Source organism: Hymenobacter segetis (assembly GCF_054776495.1).
Map to the genome: position 1 here is coordinate 45,274 of NZ_BAAHBV010000001.1, position 15,517 is coordinate 60,790.

General features: G+C 63.1%; 14 protein-coding genes. 8 read left to right on the top strand and 6 right to left on the bottom strand.

Annotation, left to right across the window (positions count from 1 at the left end; all coding sequences use genetic code 11):
- Positions 1 to 12: 12 nt before the first annotated feature.
- The gene (locus ACYU70_RS00215; protein ID WP_460615863.1) at positions 13 to 1,866 is read right to left on the bottom strand and encodes a glycosyltransferase family protein; all 1,854 of its coding nucleotides are present in this window, start codon (positions 1,864 to 1,866) and stop codon (positions 13 to 15) included.
- A gap of 555 nt (positions 1,867 to 2,421) precedes the next feature.
- Between ACYU70_RS00215 and ACYU70_RS00220 the strand changes: the two genes are divergently transcribed.
- Positions 2,422 to 3,072 carry an NADPH-dependent F420 reductase gene (locus tag ACYU70_RS00220; RefSeq protein WP_342300394.1) on the top strand — a complete coding sequence of 217 codons (651 nt, stop codon included), beginning with the start codon at positions 2,422 to 2,424 and terminating at the stop codon, positions 3,070 to 3,072.
- A 42-nt stretch (positions 3,073 to 3,114) separates the two neighbouring features.
- On the opposite strand, the gene ACYU70_RS00225 is transcribed toward ACYU70_RS00220, so the two are convergent.
- Both ACYU70_RS00225 and ACYU70_RS00230 read right to left on the bottom strand, forming a co-directional pair.
- Complete coding sequence (locus ACYU70_RS00225) at positions 3,115 to 4,005, bottom strand: YitT family protein (RefSeq protein WP_342300396.1); 891 nt, start codon at positions 4,003 to 4,005, stop codon at positions 3,115 to 3,117.
- 103 nt (positions 4,006 to 4,108) lie between these two features.
- Complete coding sequence (locus ACYU70_RS00230; RefSeq protein WP_342300397.1) at positions 4,109 to 6,001, bottom strand: alpha-amylase family glycosyl hydrolase; 1,893 nt, start codon at positions 5,999 to 6,001, stop codon at positions 4,109 to 4,111.
- Positions 6,002 to 6,193: 192 nt separating this feature from the next.
- On the opposite strand from ACYU70_RS00230, the gene ACYU70_RS00235 reads away from it, so the two are divergent.
- Together ACYU70_RS00235 and ACYU70_RS00240 are read left to right on the top strand one after the other, a co-directional pair.
- Positions 6,194 to 6,865: a hypothetical protein gene (locus ACYU70_RS00235; RefSeq protein WP_342300399.1), complete on the top strand. Its 672-nt coding sequence runs from the start codon at positions 6,194 to 6,196 to the stop codon at positions 6,863 to 6,865.
- 155 nt (positions 6,866 to 7,020) lie between these two features.
- A complete protein-coding gene (locus tag ACYU70_RS00240) occupies positions 7,021 to 7,431 on the top strand; it encodes a DUF6960 family protein (protein ID WP_342300401.1) in 411 nt (136 codons plus the stop codon).
- Positions 7,432 to 7,819: 388 nt separating this feature from the next.
- Here the strand turns inward: ACYU70_RS00240 and ACYU70_RS00245 are convergent, their stop codons facing one another.
- Positions 7,820 to 9,175, bottom strand: a complete 1,356-nt coding sequence (locus ACYU70_RS00245) for a YfcC family protein (protein WP_342300403.1) — start codon at positions 9,173 to 9,175, stop codon at positions 7,820 to 7,822.
- Positions 9,176 to 9,231: 56 nt separating this feature from the next.
- Here ACYU70_RS00245 and ACYU70_RS00250 point away from each other — a divergent pair, with 56 nt between their 5' ends.
- A complete protein-coding gene (locus tag ACYU70_RS00250; protein ID WP_342300405.1) occupies positions 9,232 to 9,477 on the top strand; it encodes a hypothetical protein in 246 nt (81 codons plus the stop codon).
- Between the two features lie 50 nt (positions 9,478 to 9,527).
- Positions 9,528 to 10,526, top strand: coding sequence for an alpha/beta hydrolase family protein (locus ACYU70_RS00255; RefSeq protein ID WP_342300407.1), 999 nt, complete (start codon positions 9,528 to 9,530; stop codon positions 10,524 to 10,526).
- 8 nt (positions 10,527 to 10,534) lie between these two features.
- Here ACYU70_RS00255 and ACYU70_RS00260 read toward each other — a convergent pair whose 3' ends face one another.
- Positions 10,535 to 11,155, bottom strand: coding sequence for a hypothetical protein (locus tag ACYU70_RS00260; RefSeq protein WP_342300409.1), 621 nt, complete (start codon positions 11,153 to 11,155; stop codon positions 10,535 to 10,537).
- A 148-nt stretch (positions 11,156 to 11,303) separates the two neighbouring features.
- On the opposite strand from ACYU70_RS00260, the gene ACYU70_RS00265 reads away from it, so the two are divergent.
- Positions 11,304 to 12,872, top strand: coding sequence for a glycosyltransferase family 39 protein (locus ACYU70_RS00265; protein ID WP_342300411.1), 1,569 nt, complete (start codon positions 11,304 to 11,306; stop codon positions 12,870 to 12,872).
- 194 nt (positions 12,873 to 13,066) lie between these two features.
- A complete protein-coding gene (locus ACYU70_RS00270; RefSeq protein ID WP_342300413.1) occupies positions 13,067 to 13,519 on the top strand; it encodes a BLUF domain-containing protein in 453 nt (150 codons plus the stop codon).
- A gap of 9 nt (positions 13,520 to 13,528) precedes the next feature.
- Here ACYU70_RS00270 and ACYU70_RS00275 read toward each other — a convergent pair whose 3' ends face one another.
- Entirely contained in the window at positions 13,529 to 14,047 is a 519-nt protein-coding gene (locus ACYU70_RS00275) for a 2'-5' RNA ligase family protein (protein WP_342300415.1), read from the bottom strand.
- Positions 14,048 to 14,131: 84 nt separating this feature from the next.
- On the opposite strand from ACYU70_RS00275, the gene hutI reads away from it, so the two are divergent.
- On the top strand, positions 14,132 to 15,397 hold the full coding sequence (gene hutI, locus ACYU70_RS00280; protein ID WP_342300416.1) for an imidazolonepropionase: 1,266 nt from the start codon (positions 14,132 to 14,134) through the stop codon (positions 15,395 to 15,397).
- Positions 15,398 to 15,517 lie beyond the last annotated feature (120 nt).

The following is a 15,517-nucleotide window of genomic DNA, read 5'->3' on the forward strand; positions in this document are numbered from 1 at the left end:
AATGACAGGCGACTACTGCCGTTCCAGCGCTAGGGCGTAGGCCCGGTCGTAGTGCACACGCAGGTTTTTCCAGTCGAACAGCTCCGCCGAGCTTTCCACGGCGTTGCGCTGCATGATGCGGTCGCGGCGGTTGAGCTGCACGAATTGCCAGAGCATATCGCACAATTCCTCGGCTGATTCGTCGAAGGATTTTTCCTGGCGGTGGACCACGAAAATGCCTTTGCCTTCGGGGTCAGGCACGTTTTGCAAGGCGTAGTCGCCGAAGCCGGAAAGGTCGGAGGTGATGGCGGGCACGCCGCGGGCCACACATTCGAGCGGGGTGTAGCCCCAGGGCTCGTAGTAGCTCGGGAACACGCCCATGTGGCAGCCCCGCACGAATTGGCCGTATTCCATGCCCAGCAGGGGCGAGGCGGGCGACACAAAATCGGGGTGGTACACCATCTTCACCCGGTCGTGGCGGTGGTTGAGCAGGTTGGACCGGCGCAGGTAGTTCAGGATTTCATCGTCGCCATCATTCACCAGGTTGTGGGTGATGACGGGGGGCAGGGCATTGGTTTTCCAGCTCTGGAGCTGGCGGCGGTAGCGCAGCTTCCAGTAGTCGTCCACCATCGCGCCGAGCTCGGGCAGTTTGTGGTCCTGGCTGGCGGCGGCGGCGTAGAAGAGGCGCTCGCCCACCTGGCGCTCGATGGCCTTGCAGGTTTCGTGCACCTCATCGAGCATGGCGCGGCGCTCCAGCACCTGCGGGTTGATGCTGGTGAAGGGCCGCTTGGTGATGAAAAACATCACCACCTGGGTTTCGAGGCCGCTTTGCTGGAGGCGGTAGTTGAGGCGGGCCAGGGCTTCGAGGGTCAGGTCGAAGCCTTTGTTGTGATACTCGTAGCGGCCCGAGGTGAAGAAATACAGCGTCTTATCCAGGTCGAAAGCATACGACTGGAAGAAGTGGGCCATCACGAATTCGTGGATTTTGGCCTTGTACTGCTGGTGCAGGTTCTGGAACTCGTGCAGGGCCACGAAGCGCTCGATGTTGAGGCCGTTGGGCAGCACCGCGTCGGGGATTCTATCCAGCAAATAAATGCACTCGCGCACCGTCAGCTCGCTCACGGTAGTGAAAACGTGGCTGCCGTGGGCGGCGGCGCGCTCCATGCGCACGGCGGGCTCGATGTTGAATTTTTTGGCCTCGGCTTCCCAGTTCACCCACATGAGGTGGTCGTAGAAGGCGGGGTCATTCATGGCCAGGTAGCGGCCCAGCAGCGTGGCGTGGGTGGTGAAGAGCAGGTGCGCGGGTACTTGCAGGCGGCGCAGCTCGGGGATGGCCACGCCGGTCATCCACTCGTGGAAATGACCCAGCAGGCGCTGCTCGGCCAGTTTCTGGGCGGCCAGGTGCTGGAAGAAAACGGTGGTGAGGTGCCCGAAGGCGATGACCTGATGTAGCAGGTCGTCGTTGTCGGGGGCGGGGATGCCGTGGCGGCCCCAGAGGTCGGTTTTGAGCTGGCCGAGCCGGTCGTAGGCCTGAAACGGGTTGATGAGCACCACGCGGGGCCGGCCCGTGATGAGCCAGGTGCCAATCTGCACGTCGTAGCCCTGGGTGCGCATGGTGCGCACGGCGGCCATGAACGGGTCGGCGCCGGTGTGCACCGTCAGCTCGTCGTAGGGCTCAAACTCGCCCTGGGCCATGTTGGGGAAGTAAGGGCCCAGCAGGCAATACCGGTCGTCCCAGACGGGCATGGTGGCCGGCACCTTGCTGCGAATGACGGTGTAGATGCCGCCCACCTGGTTGCAAACTTCCCAGGCTACTTCTACGAGCAGCGAATTGGGAAACAGGGCGTCGGGAGCGTCGGGGGCGTGGGGGATGGGCTGTGTAGGCATGAGGAAGGCCGGGGCGGGAAAAAGAACGTGGCGAAAGGTAAGCCGATTGGGGCTTAGTTGGCATGGTAAGCCATGTTTTTTCAAATGCGCTGGAAAAACAGGACTGGATAGGGGCAAAAATTCGAGCTGGTGTGGCGGTTATCCGGCCTCACCCTCATTCATATCCCCATTCTGATGGCCGCCCGAGGCGTTTGAGAAAATCCTGGGCGGCCTGCTGGAATTCAACCAGGCTTGGACCAAAAAAGCCCCCGTGCTGGCCATGGGCGTAGCTAAACTCCAGTTTTCGCACGATAATAACCCCAACGGCTGGGCGAAATACGATGTGGGCTGGGCTACCCCGACCCGGCTTCTGTCCTGCACGAACACGTCCGAGAGCGCGAGAAAGCACCCCGCACCCGCAAGCCCTTGGCCGAGTTCCTGTTTGAGGGCGCGTGGCCCACGCTGGCCGGCGAGCGATACGACCAAGCTCCTGTGTGATACAATTACATGATATAATGTAGAAATTATATCATGTAATTGCTACATTGGTTGCTTCAAACCAACCCCTAGTAACCCATGAAAAATATTGGCATTTTGGGCTCCGGCACGGTAGCAACTACCCTGGCCGATGTGTTTATCAAAAAGGGGTACCCGGTGATGCTGGGCACCAGCCACCCCGATAAGCTGGCCGAATGGCTGGCCAAGGCCGGCCCTGCCGGCCAAGTGGGCAGCTTTGACGAGGCGGCCGCTTTTGGCCAGCTGCTGGTGCTGGCCGTGAAAGGCCACGTAGCCGCCCACTTGCTGCGCACGCTGAATGCCAGCGCCCTGGCCGGAAAAACGGTGCTTGATACGACCAACCCCATTGATGAAAAGCCACCGCAAAACGGCGTGTTGCGCTTTTTTACCAACTTCGATGAGTCGCTGATGGAAGAATGCCAGCAGGCGGTGCCCGGTGCCCACTTCGTGAAAGCCTTCAACAGCGTGGGGGCGGGCGTGATGGCGGACCCGGACTATGGCGGCACGACGCCCAGTATGTTCATCTGTGGCAACGACGAGGGTGCCAAAGTCGAAGCCGCCGAGGTCATTCGCGCCTTCGGCTTCGAGCCCGAGGACATGGGCGGAGCCGAAGCCGCCCGCGCCATCGAGCCGCTGTGCATGCTCTGGTGCATTCCGGGCTTCCGGTCCAATCAGTGGACCCATGCGTTTAAGCTCCTGAAAAAGAGCTGAGGCGGTGCTTAATTAGCAAGATGGAAACGGGCGTTGCACACTCTAGTGTAGCGCCCGTTTTTTTATGATGCCGCCCTGCGCGTCATCGATGCGGTACTGCACGATGAAGGCGTTTGGGTCGACTTCCTGCACGGCGGTGCGCAGGGCGGGTAGCTCCAAGCGGGTAACTACGGTGAACACGATGTCGCGCTCCAGGCCCAGCTCGCCGCGCTTGCCGTAGCCTGATTTGCCCTGGTACATCGTCACGCCCCGGCCCAGCTTTTCGGTGATGACTTTGCGGACGTCGTCGCTGTACTCCGACACGATGGTGACGCCGGTGTACTGCTCGATGCCGTTGAGCACGAATTCCAGCACGCGGGCGGCGGCGAAGTAGGTGAGCATGGAGTACAGGGCCGGCTCGGTGCCCAGCACCAGCACGGCCACGCCGAAGATGATGACGTTGAGAATCAGAATTAAGTCACTGACTTTGAGCAGCACCAGGTAGCGGCTCACGAGCAGGGCGGCGATTTCGGTGCCATCTAGCACGGCCCCGCCGCGCATGGCCAGCCCGATGCCCGCCCCAATGAACACACCGCCGAATACGGCCGTCAGGAGCAAGTCGTGGGTCACGTCGGGGAAGGGCACGAAGGCCAGCATCAGCGCTAGCCCGCCAATGCCCAGGGCACTGCGCAGGGCAAACCGGCGGCCCAGCTGGTTATACCCGAGGGCAATAAACGGCAGATTGATAACGAGAATGAACACCGAAAGCGGCAGCCGGAAACCCGTGGCCAGTAGCATCGAAACGCCCGTGACGCCGCCATCAATGAAGTGGCTGGACAGCAGAAACGACTTCAGGCCAAACGCTGCGGAAATGACGCCCGCGATGATGAAGGCTGCGTTGGTCAGCTCGGAGTTGGGGCGGTTGATGGTTTTGGCGGAGGTAGGGATGTCCATGCGGGTGTGTTAGGTGAATCAATAATAACAAAGAACGTCATGCTTCAACTGCGCGGACGCTGGTTGAGCATGACGTTCTGCTATACGGGCAACAAGGCGGGCGTTACCCTTCCTGCGACAAAATCAGCACGGCGTAGGGCGCAATGGCAATGCTGCCGTGCCACCCGAAACCGTCGTATTCGCCTTCCTCGGCATCAATGCCGAAGCTTTCCATGTCGCCAAAATCGCCGTCGTAGCCCTGCCAGTCGCTGTTGAAGCGCGCCTGCCAGTGGCCGGGGCCGGGCAGGCCGATGGTGTAAGCCTCGTGCGCCTGGTTGGCAAAGTTGGCGAGCACCACGGTGGTATCGCCGGGGCCGCCTTCGCCGGCCTGGCGTGCAAAGGCTACCAGCTTGTCGTCGTTATTGACGTGGAAAACCTTGGTGTGTTGGCCGCCCAGGCCGCGCGTGGCACCGTGCAGGTTGCGGCGCAGACCAATGAGGTCGCGGTAGAGGTGCACCAGGCCGTTGCGCTCTTCCACACGCTCCCAGCGAATGGGTTCGGTGTCGACAAACGAGCCATCGGCCAGCATTTCCTGGCCCTGGAACAGCATGGGGATGCCGGGGGCTGTCATCACCAGGGCCGCGCCCAGGGTGGTGCGCTTTTTGGCAAACCAATGGTCGGCCGCGCCGGGCATGATTTCCTCGGCCACGCGGCTTTTGCCGTTGGCCACTTCGTCGTGGCTTTCGGTGTAGATGACGCGGCGGAAGGCGTTGTCGTTGTAGAGCTGGGTCAGGGCCTGGGCCACGGCGTTCATGTCGCGGTCAGCATCGTTCGGGGCCGTGAGGGCATCGCGGATGGGGTACACGAACGAGCCGTCCCACTGCGAATCGAAGCCCTGGCCGCCGTTGGCGGTGGTTTCGGTGATGGCGGGGTTGCCGCGCAGGTCCTCGGCGATGGTGATTTTCCAAGGCATCGTCTGGTCGATTTCCTCGTTAATCCAGCGCATCAGGCTCCAGCCGTCGGGCAGGTCTTCGGCGGGGTTTTCCTCGCCGTTCACGTTGCGGATGAAGGAAATGGCATCGGCGCGGAGGCCGTCGCAGCGGTACTCGTTCAGCCACATCAGGGCGTTGTCGCGGATGTACTGGCGCACCTCGGGGCGGCCGTAGTCGGGGCGGTTTTCGCCCCAGGGCGTTTTGGCGCGCCAGTCATTGTAGAAGTAGATGCCGCCGCCGTCGTTCTCGCTCCAGCCATCAAACTGCCAGAGGTCGAGGTCGCCGGGGCCGAAGTGGTTGTACACCACGTCCAGCACCACCGCGATGCCGTGCTGGTGGGCCTGCTTCACCATTTCCTTGAAGGCCACCGGCCCGCCGTAGTCGCTTTCGAGTGCAAACGGGTTGGCGGGGTTGTAGCCCCACGAGCGGCTGCCCGGAAACTCCGTAGCCGGCAGCAGCTCGATGCAGTTAATGCCCAAATCGCGCAGGTAGGGCAGCTTTTCGGCCACGCTCATAAAGGTGCCCACGTTCTCGGCATCGGGCGCGTTGAAGGTGCCCACGTGCAGCTCGTAAATCACCAGCTCGTTCCAGGCGGGCATCTGGAAATGGTCGTCGCCCCAATCGAAATTCGGGTCATGCACCACCGACGAGCCGGCCGAATTCGTCACCTGGCGGGCGTAGGGGTCGTTGCGGTCGAAGGTTTGGTCGCCGTTGGTGAGGTGGAATTTGTATTCATCACCCACCTTGGCCCCGGCCACATCGGTGGCCCAATAGCCGTTTTCTTCGGCTTGGAGCGGGTTTTTGTCGGCCTTCCAATCATTAAAAGTGCCGATGACGGACACCGAATTGGCGTGGGGCGCCCACACCCGAAAGGTGGTGCCGGCCGCGTGGGGCACGGCACCCATGCCAGGTTGCAGCGTGGGGCTGGGCGCGGGTTTCGGCGCTTTGGCCGAAGTTGATTCAGAAGGGGCTTTCGGGGCAGTTTTAGCGCGGGAAGCGGGTTTGGGGGCGGAAGCGTTAGACATCGAAAAAAAGACTGTCTACCGCCCGGGCAGCCGAAAATGCGGCGGGTACGGGGCGGCAGGTACCCGAAGCATACGAAACTGTCGCGCTTTTGGCCATCCGGGTGCCGCATCTGCTGGCCTTCAGCTAAATTAAACCTTCGCGATATTCCAGCCGGATTACAACCAGAAAAATATTTTGCCGACTTTTCGGGCATGGACACCGCCGCACCCGCCGCCGCCGAGGGCCGCACCACCCTCTACCATCGCCGCCACGCCGGGCAGCAGCGCGCCAAAACGCTGAGCCACCTGGGGCCGGCCCTGGTGCTGCTCTTCGCCGTGCTGCCCGTGCTAGCGGGTGAGGAAGCCTTCACGCCCCTGGTGGTGCTGGAGTTTGCTGTAGGCGCGGCCTACCTCATCCTGATGGTGCGCGAGCTGCTGCATCTGCGCCACAACCCCTTCCACCAGGAGCGGGTGGCGTGGCTGGAGCTGGCCGCCGCCGGCATTCTGGCCCTCGAAAGCTACCACATCTGGCATCGCCACCACGCCGCCGACCTGGCCCGGGGTGTGCACAAAACGCACTACCTGCCCTGGGTGTACGCCGCTCTGGCCGTGGCCTACGTGGTGATGGCCTTCCGCACGCGGCAGATGGCCGGCCGCCGCTTCCTGCACCTGCACCCCGACGGCTTTGCCGCCCGCACCACCCGCCTGGGCCGCGCCCACGAGCTGCGCTGGGCCGACCTGGCCGCCGCCGAGCCCGCCGGCCCCGCCGACGTGCTGCTGCACCGCCACGACGGCCAGACCCACCGCATCTCCTTCGCCGACGTGCACGACGGCCCCGCGCACCGCGACCGCCTGCTGGCCCACTACCAAGAGGCCACCAAGTAGCGCGAACTTTTAGTTCGCGTCCCCGCGCCGGTCCAACGATTAATGTTCGGGGACGCGAACTAAAAGTTCGCGCTACATCGCGCTACACGCCATCCAATGGAAGCTTTTTGCCCGTCCGCGTTGTTAGTTTGTTTTCCGATTCTGAATTCCGCTGCTTGAAAACCCGTCCCAAACCCGTCATTTTTGGCCTCTACGGCTGGTCGTCTGAGTACGGCTTCCGCTACATTCACCCCGCCAACCGCCGCGCCTTCGAGTTGCTGGAGCCCGTGGGCAAGCTCTTCGAAAAGATTGCCGAAGACGACGAAGGCGAGTGGATTACCATTCGCTACGACGAGCAGCAGTTCCTCGTGCGCCCCGAGCTGTTCAAGGAAATCTATCACAAACCGAAATTCAGCTTCGGCGATTCGGTGGAGGAAACCACGCCCCAGCCCGGCCAATACCGCCACTTCGGCCTCATCTCCGACGTGTTCTGGGACGAAGCCACCGACACCGCTACCTATCAGATTGTGGAGCGCAAGCGCAAGCTGCCGAAGGTTTTTCAGGCCAGCGAACTGCGGGCCGATTAGAGCAGCCTGACCTACAGGAACGGCAAAGCCCCAGCGGGGTCGTACCCGGAGGGCGACATTCGTTAGACGAGTGTTGCCCTCCGGGTACGCCCCCGCTGGGGCTTTCTACAAAAATGTTGATGTAGTGGTAGCTGTTCCGGCAGCACTGAACCGGGCCGCTACACCCATTCCCCGGCTCCGCAAACCAGGTTTTTGCTGGCAAGTATAAATAAATTCATGTCGAGTATAAATAAATCTATACCAAGTATAAATAAATTCATGGTGAGTAGGATATAATCCGGAGGAAGGGGCAATTAATGTTCCCATATTAGGATTTATTATGCTACGGGTAGGATTAAATTCATGTCAAGACTCGATTAATTGCCTTCGAGCATCAATTAACCCCTTCCTATACACCCACCGCAATACCCACCACCACCGCCACGGCCCCCAGCGCAAACAGCGCCGCCCACAGCGGCGCGGCAAACCGAATCCACTGCTCAAACCGCACGCCCGTGGCCGCCAGCATGGCCATCAGCGTGCCGTTGGTGGGCGTGATGAGCTCGCACAGCCCCGCCCCGTACTGAAACGCCAGCACTGTCACCTGCCGCGAGAGGCCCAGGATATCGGACAGCGGCACCAGCAGCGGCATGGTGAGCGTGGCCTGCCCGCTGCCGCTCGGCACCGGCACATGCAGCAGGGTTTGCACGCCCATCATGCCCAGCGCGGCCAGCGCCACGGGCAAATGCCCCAGCGGCGCGGCCAGGCCGTGCACGATGGTATCGACGATGTGCCCTTGCTCCAGCACCACGAAAATGGCGCGGGCAAACCCAATCAACAGGGCCGAAAAGGCAATGTCCCGGAAGCCCGCGATGAAGCCCTCGGCCGTGCCCGTGAGGCCGCGCCCGCCCACCAGCCCGGCCACCACGCCCAACCCCAGGAACAGGGCCGACATCTGCTCGAATTCCCAGTGCAGCTGCACCACGCCGTAGGCAAACACCGCGAACGCACCCAGCATGAGCAGCAGCACCAGCCCCGGGCGGCCACTTTCGGCCACCGGGCCAGCGGCCACCTCATTAGCATCGAGGCTTAAATCCGGAGCCAGGCGGTGGCGCACGGCGTGGCGAGTAGTGGCCCACAGCCACAGCCCCACCGCCACCAGCAAAAAGCCCATCCGAAACGCCCCGCCTGAGAGCAGCGGCAGCTGCGCCAGTTTCTGGGCAATGCCCACCTGAAACGGATTTATCGGGCTAAAAGACGCGCCCACGAAGGCCGCCCCCACGCTGGCCGCCACCGCCGTGAGGGTAGGGTAGCCCAGCCGCCGCATGAGCACCAGCAGCACCGGCACCAGCGGAATTATCTCCTCGCCCATGTTTTCCAGCGCGCCCATGGTCGCGAAGAGCGTGCCCACCAGCGGAATCACGAGCACCTCGCGGCCGTGGGCGCGGCGCAGCAGCCAGTCGACCCCAAAGCGCAGCGCCCCGGTCTGGTCCACCACCGTGAAGGCCCCGCCGGCCAGGAAAATCAGGAACACGACGGCGGCGGCATCGGCTAGGCCCTTGGGCACGTCCACCAGCACGTCGAGCGGGCTCACGGGAGTGGCGGGCACGGCGTGGTAGGAGCCGGCCACCACCACCTGCCGCCCGGTCACGGCATCGAGGTGGCGCGTGAATTCGCCGGCCGGCAGCACGTAGCTCAGCGCCGCCGCCAGGATGATAAAACCAACAATGAGCACCAGCGGGTGCGGAAAACGAAAACGATTCATGGTGCGAACTTAGGGCGGCCGCGCACGAACTTTGCAAAAGCGCCGTTTCGCTTCCCATGACCATCACCGCCTTCAAAGCCCTGCACCAGCGCCGCCAGACCGAGCACCTCGCCCGGCACGGCACCCGCCTGGCCGAGCGTCAGGAAGACAGTTTTGACCTGACGCTCTACGCCGTGGAAGGCTTTTATGCCGAAACCTGGCGCAGCCGGGGCGAAGAGCACATCCTCTTCATCCACGTTTTCCAGAAGCCTGCCGGCCTGGGCGAGTACCTGGCCCGCGTGCAACTGCCCGCCAACCTCTAAAGTCCTTGCGCCGCCCCGGCACTACCGCCGCAGGGCAAAAAAGCAGCTGAATGCGCCAACTATTACTGTTTCTGTTGCTGCTGGTGGGGCTGGGTAGCCCGGTTTTCGCCCAGAAAAAAACTGCCGTCCCGCGCACACCGCTGGATTTTGGCTTTGGGCATTTGGTGGTGATGTTTGGCAAGGACAGCGTGGATTTGCTCATTCAGTCGCCGCCGGGGCGCGAGGCGGCCCCGCTGCCGGTGCTGCTGTGGGCGCAGGGCTCGCTGCCCAAGCCGCTCATTTTGTACGACCAGCATGGGGCCTACGGCGTGTTTCCGTTCCTGAATAAGAAGGCGTTTCCCAACTGCCACCTCGTCATCATCGGCAAGCCCGGCGTGCCGATGGTGATGAATGTGGAGGGCCGGAACCCCAATCAGCTGTTTAGCACGGCCACGCCGACGGCCTATTATTGCCAGCGCAACTACCTTGACTACTACGTGCGGCGCGACGAGGCCATCATCCGCTACCTCAAAAAGCAGCCCTGGGTGGATGCGAAGAATGTGGTGGCCGGTGGCCACTCGGAAGGCAGCGCCGTGGTGGCGCAGCTGGCGGCCATGCCGGGCCTGCTGCGCCGGGCCGTGTACCTGAGCGGCAGCCCCCTGGGCCGCGAGCTCACCAAAATAGCCCGCGACCCCACCGACGCCGACAGCGCCGCCGTGGAGGCCGAGTTTGCCCGCTGGCAGCACGCCGTGGACCACCCCACCCAGAATGACTGCGGCCCGGGCGACAGCGACCAGAACATGTTTGCACACGGGCAGTCGGAGCTGCCGGCGCTGCTCGGGGCCACGGTGCCCATCTTCGTGGGTTACGGTACCCGCGATGCCGACGCGGCGGCCAATGACTACCTGCGCCTCGAAGCCATCCGGCAGCACAAAACCACTCTCACCTTCCGGCCCTACGTGGGCCGCGAGCACAACTTCTTCGGCTTCAAAAACGGCCAGGTGAACTACGATGACTATTACTGGGAGAAAGTCGGCGCGGAATTTCTGCGCTGGGCCGGGCTGCAATAGCCTTGGCGCTACTCCGTTAGCCGGTCCACGTCGGTGAGCTGGCCTTTGTTGTGCATGATTTGCAGGTCGAGCACGGTGAGCGACTCGGTCGTTTTGGTGTATTTCTCGGGCGAGTTGAGTTCGCTGAGCGGCGACCGGTCGTCAATTTCGTACTCGTTGGCCGCCACCTCCACTGTGTTGCCTTTGGCGCTCAGTACCTTCAGTAGCGAGTATTTGGTGCTGTCGCCCATCGAGCGAATGGTGTAGATATCGCCGGCGTGCGGGGCCGCCAGGTAGGCCACCCGGTCGCGCTCGTGGTAGCGGCCGGCAATGAACGCGCCCACCAGGGCCAGCACCAATACCCCCAGGCCGGCCCAGTTCCAGAGCGGAAAGCTGGTGCTTTGCTTGATGGCGCGCACGCCGGGTTGCAGCTGGGCGGGCATTGTTTTTTCTTCCCAGGCCTTCTGGCAATGCTCGCACTGAGCCACCGCCGATTTGCTGAACGGGAAGAACGGAATCCAGTAAACGTGGGCGTAGCGGCCATACACGCTGGCTTTCATTGCATCTGGGGTGGCGCAGGCCGGGCAGTTGGTGCCGATGGGCAGGGGAGCGGTGCGCAGGTGCGTGCTTTTGAAGCCGTAGAAAATCATGCGGAGTAAACGGTTGGGGCGATAAGGCCGGGGAAAGGTGAAGCCGCAAAATAAGGCAATGATTTCCAAAGCAAAATGCGCGACTATTACTGAATTTTCGAGGTCATAATACGCTGGTGATTGTAGTAGCGGCGCTACCTTGCCGGGCATGAAACGTCTGCTTCCGCTCGCTTTTGCCCTGCTCAAGTTCGTCTCCGGCTACTTCCTCATCAGCCCGCAGTACGACCTGCAACGCGACGAATACCTGTACCTCAACCAGGGCCAGCACCTGGCTTGGGGCTACCTCGAAGTGCCCCCGCTGATGGCCGCGCAGGGCTGGGTGAGCATGGCCTTGGGCGGCGGCTTTTTCTGGGTGAAATTCTGGCCGTTTCTGTGGGGCGCGGCCACGCTCTACCTCGTGATGCGGCTGGCGCAGCGGCTGGGCGGCGGCTGGTTTGCCACGGCGCTGGCGGGCACCTGCTACCTGGGCACGGCCTTCGCGCGGCTCAACCTGCTGTTTCAGCCCAATTCGTTTGAGGTATCCGGCTTCGTGCTGGCTCTTTATGGGCTGGCGGCCTACCAGCAAACCCAGCGGCCGCGCTGGCTATACTTGCTGGGCCTGGCCCTCGGGTTGGGCCTGCTGAACAAATACACCACGCTGTTTTTCATTGCCGCGCTGGGCGGGGCGCTGCTGCTCACGCCTTGGCGGCGCCTGCTGGGGCAGCGGCACTTTTGGGGCGCGGCGGGGCTGGCGCTGCTGCTGTGGCTGCCCAACCTGGCCTGGCAAATCCGGCACGGCATCCCGTTTCGGCACCACATGCAGCTGCTGCACGACAGCCAGCTGGTCCACGTCGAGGCCGCCGAATTCTGGAAAATGCAGCTGCTGATGTGCATTGGGGCGGTGTGGGTGTGGGTACCAGGCCTGCTGGCGCTGCTGCTCAGCCGCGCCCTGCGGCCCTACCGGGCGGTGGGGCTGGTGGTGGTTTTGGGCATCGGCTTGCAGGCGCTGCTGCACGGCAAGGACTATTACACGCTGGGCTACTACCCGGTGCTGTTCAGTTTCGGGGCGTGGTGGTGGGAGATGCGGTTCCGGCAGTTTGGGGGGCTGCACCAGCCGGGGGCCGGGCGCTGGCGGCCGGTGGCGCTGCTGGCGCTGGTGAGCCTGCCGCTGCTGCTGCTGTTGCCCATCCTGCCGTTCATTTATCCGTTGCGGTCGCCGGCGGCTATGGCGGCGCTACGGCCCCGCTTCGCCGCCCTGGGCCTCTACCGCTGGGAAGATGGCCAGAACCACGCCCTGCCCCAGGACTACGCCGACATGCGCGGCTGGCGCGAAATGGCCGACAAAACCTGGGCCGCCTACCAAAGCCTGCCAGATTCGGTGCGCGCCCACACCCTCATCAAGTGCGATAACTACGGAGAAGCTAGCGCCCTCAACTACTACTGCGCCCGCCGGGCCATGCCGCTGGCGCATAGCTTCAATGGCAGCTTTCTGTACTGGTACCCGGAGCGGGCGGACTGGCAGGCCATCATCATGGTGGACGATGAGCCCGACGCGGAGTTGATATCTCATTTTGCCTCCTGCCGTGTGGTCGGCCAAGTGCAGGACCCCTATGCCCGGGAAAAAGGAACGGCTATCAGTGTTGGAATAAAGCCGGATAGCGCAATCATCAGCCGAGCTAACAGAGAGCACCGCGCCGCCCTGGCCGAATGGGAAAACCTCGCTCCACGCCCCCGTTAGCTTCGCAAATAGCGCGGCCCGGCCCAAGGCTTAAGTAAGGGGGGGATTGATTCTGATATAAATAAAAATATAGTATGCTTTTTGGGAATAAATACTGAGGTATTGGATGGGGATGCGTATTTACCCGTATGTATTTTTACCGCTGAGCCAGTGCTGCGCCGCGGGCTTGCATTCCTTCCAATTTCCCTTGAGCTATGGCTGTATATCAACTAATCTACCGCAGCGTTGCTATCCGCTTGCTTAGCGACGAGGAATTGGCGCGGCTGGTTGAACAATCCCGTATCCACAATTACAGCCAGGGCATTACCGGTGTGTTGTTTTATGCCGAGGGACGGTTTTTGCAGGTGCTGGAAGGAGAGATGGAGCCGGTAAAAGTCCTGTACGAGTGTATCTGGCAGGATTCGCGGCACACCGAGGTGGTCAAGCTATTCAGCGGACCCGTGGCGCAGCGCCTGTTTGCCGGCTGGAGCTTGGGCTTTGGCCAGGTAGCCCCCCCGGCCCTGGCCCGTCTCGATGCCTACCTCGACCCCGAGCATCAGGCCGCGCTGCTGCCCAGCGCCTACAACATCGAGGCGTTCATTGCCGATACCATCCAGGAATTCGTGCGCGACGAGTTTACGGTAACCGGCCGGCAGCCCCAGCGGTAGCGGCCCCGGCTACGCCCCGAACGGAAATTCGGCCAGGCTTTCCCACGGGCCGTTGCGGTAGGCCCACAGGTGCAGGCCGGTGCCCACGGCTTCAAAGGGGGCAAAATCAGCCTGTAAATCGGCCAGGAGGGCGCGGGCTGCGGCGGGGTCCACCTTGTTTTGGATGGTGACGTGGGGCTGGAGCTTCTGCTGGTCTTGGGGCGTGAGGTGGGGGGCGAAGGCGGCTTGCAGGCGGCGGTGCAGGGCGCGCAGGTCGTCGTTTTCGAGGGTGAAGGCCACGCCCCGGCCCAGCGAGCGCAGGCCCGCGACCGGCAGGGGAAGGGGGCGCTGGTTGGCCGCGATGGTCTGGAGCTGCGCCTGCACGGCGGCCAGCTCCGCGCCGGGGAGGTGATGAAACAGCGTGAGGTGGGCCGCGAGGTAGTTGATGGCCGGCGGGAAGTGCCGGCGGCGCAGCTCATTGAAATAAGCTTGCGCGGCAGCATCAAGGGCGAGGGTGAGAATGAGCGGAGCGGGGACGAAATCGGGCATTGAACAAGGCAGAAGTAACGCAAGCACCTACGCAAAGCTGCCCGCCGGGGCCGTAATTTGCCGCCCCACCCACCCGCATTCCCCATGCCGCACCCCGCTCCCTACACCCTCCTCATTCAGCACGCCGCGCAGGTGCTCACGCTGGCCGGCGGCCCGACCGACCGGCCCCTGGCCGGCCCCGACCTGAGCGCCTGGACGATAATCGAGCGCGGCTACGTGGCCTGCATCGACGATAAAATCGTGGCCGTGGGCCCGATGGATGAGTTGGACCTTTCGCACATCGGCCCCCACACCCGCCTCGTGGATGCCACCGGCTGCGTGGTGATGCCCGGCTTGGTGGAGTGCCACACGCACCTGGTGTTCGGTGGCAACCGCGCCCACGAGTTCGAGCGCAAGCTGCGCGGCGAAAGCTACCTCGATATTCTGGCCAGCGGCGGGGGCATTCTGAGCACCGTGCGGGCCACCCGCGCCGCGTCGGAGGCCGAATTATTGGCCAATGCCCTGCACCATCTCGACGGTTTTCGGCGCTACGGCGTGACCACCGTGGAGGCCAAAAGCGGCTACGGCCTCGACCGCGATACCGAGCTGCGGCTGGTGCGGGTGGCCCGGGAGGCGGGCCGGCAGCAGCCGGTGCGGGTGGTGCCCACCTTTCTGGGGGCGCACGTGGTGCCGCCCGAGTTTAAGGAAGCCGGCCCGCGGGCCTACGTCGATTTCATTCTGCGCGAAGTGCTGTCGGACCTGAAAGGGGAGGCGGCGTTCGTGGATATTTTCTGCGAGCAGGGCGCGTTTCCGCTCGATGTTTCGCGGTATTACCTGGAGCAGGCCCACCACATGGGCTTCGGCCTGAAAATCCACGCCGAGCAGCTGCACGACCTCGGCGGCTGCGAGATGGCCGCCGCGCTGGGCGCGGTGAGCGTCGACCATTGCGACTACCTCACGCCGGCCGCCGCCGGCCGTATCGCGCAGCAAACCCAGGGGCAAACCGTGGCCGTGCTGCTGCCGCTGGTGCCGCTGTTTTTAAGACAAGAGAAGTACGCGCCCGGCCGCGAGTTCATCGAAAAAGGCCTGCCCGTGGCCCTGAGCACCGATTTCAACCCCGGCTCGTGCCCCAGCAAAAACCTCTGGCTGGCCTTGTCGGTGGCCTGCCTCAAGATGGGTTTCACCCCCAAAGAAGCCGTGGCCGCCGCTACCCTCAACGCCGCCTGGGCCATCAGGCAGCAGCACGACTGCGGCAGCCTGGCCCCCGGCAAGCGCGCCGACGTGCTGGTACTGAACGTGGGCAGCGTGGCCGAAATCCCCTACTGGCTGGGCGAAAACCCGGTGCGCGAGGTGATAATCGGCGGGCAATAATGCCGGCGGGGGTAGTTGAAGGTTTGGCGACCCTCGCCCAACATTGAGCGACCCTCCCCTAACGTTGGGCGAGGGTCGCCAAACGTTAGGGGAGGGTCGCTCAACGTTAGGGGAGGGTCG

Coding starts and splice junctions, on each gene's coding strand:
- ACYU70_RS00215 (WP_460615863.1), bottom strand. CDS start 1,866: ATGCCTACACAGCCCATCCCCCACGCCCCCGACGCTCCCGACGCCCTG.
- ACYU70_RS00220 (WP_342300394.1), top strand. CDS start 2,422: ATGAAAAATATTGGCATTTTGGGCTCCGGCACGGTAGCAACTACCCTG.
- ACYU70_RS00225 (WP_342300396.1), bottom strand. CDS start 4,005: ATGGACATCCCTACCTCCGCCAAAACCATCAACCGCCCCAACTCCGAG.
- ACYU70_RS00230 (WP_342300397.1), bottom strand. CDS start 6,001: ATGTCTAACGCTTCCGCCCCCAAACCCGCTTCCCGCGCTAAAACTGCC.
- ACYU70_RS00235 (WP_342300399.1), top strand. CDS start 6,194: ATGGACACCGCCGCACCCGCCGCCGCCGAGGGCCGCACCACCCTCTAC.
- ACYU70_RS00245 (WP_342300403.1), bottom strand. CDS start 9,175: ATGAATCGTTTTCGTTTTCCGCACCCGCTGGTGCTCATTGTTGGTTTT.
- ACYU70_RS00250 (WP_342300405.1), top strand. CDS start 9,232: ATGACCATCACCGCCTTCAAAGCCCTGCACCAGCGCCGCCAGACCGAG.
- ACYU70_RS00255 (WP_342300407.1), top strand. CDS start 9,528: ATGCGCCAACTATTACTGTTTCTGTTGCTGCTGGTGGGGCTGGGTAGC.
- ACYU70_RS00260 (WP_342300409.1), bottom strand. CDS start 11,155: ATGATTTTCTACGGCTTCAAAAGCACGCACCTGCGCACCGCTCCCCTG.
- ACYU70_RS00265 (WP_342300411.1), top strand. CDS start 11,304: ATGAAACGTCTGCTTCCGCTCGCTTTTGCCCTGCTCAAGTTCGTCTCC.
- ACYU70_RS00270 (WP_342300413.1), top strand. CDS start 13,067: ATGGCTGTATATCAACTAATCTACCGCAGCGTTGCTATCCGCTTGCTT.
- ACYU70_RS00275 (WP_342300415.1), bottom strand. CDS start 14,047: ATGCCCGATTTCGTCCCCGCTCCGCTCATTCTCACCCTCGCCCTTGAT.
- hutI (WP_342300416.1), top strand. CDS start 14,132: ATGCCGCACCCCGCTCCCTACACCCTCCTCATTCAGCACGCCGCGCAG.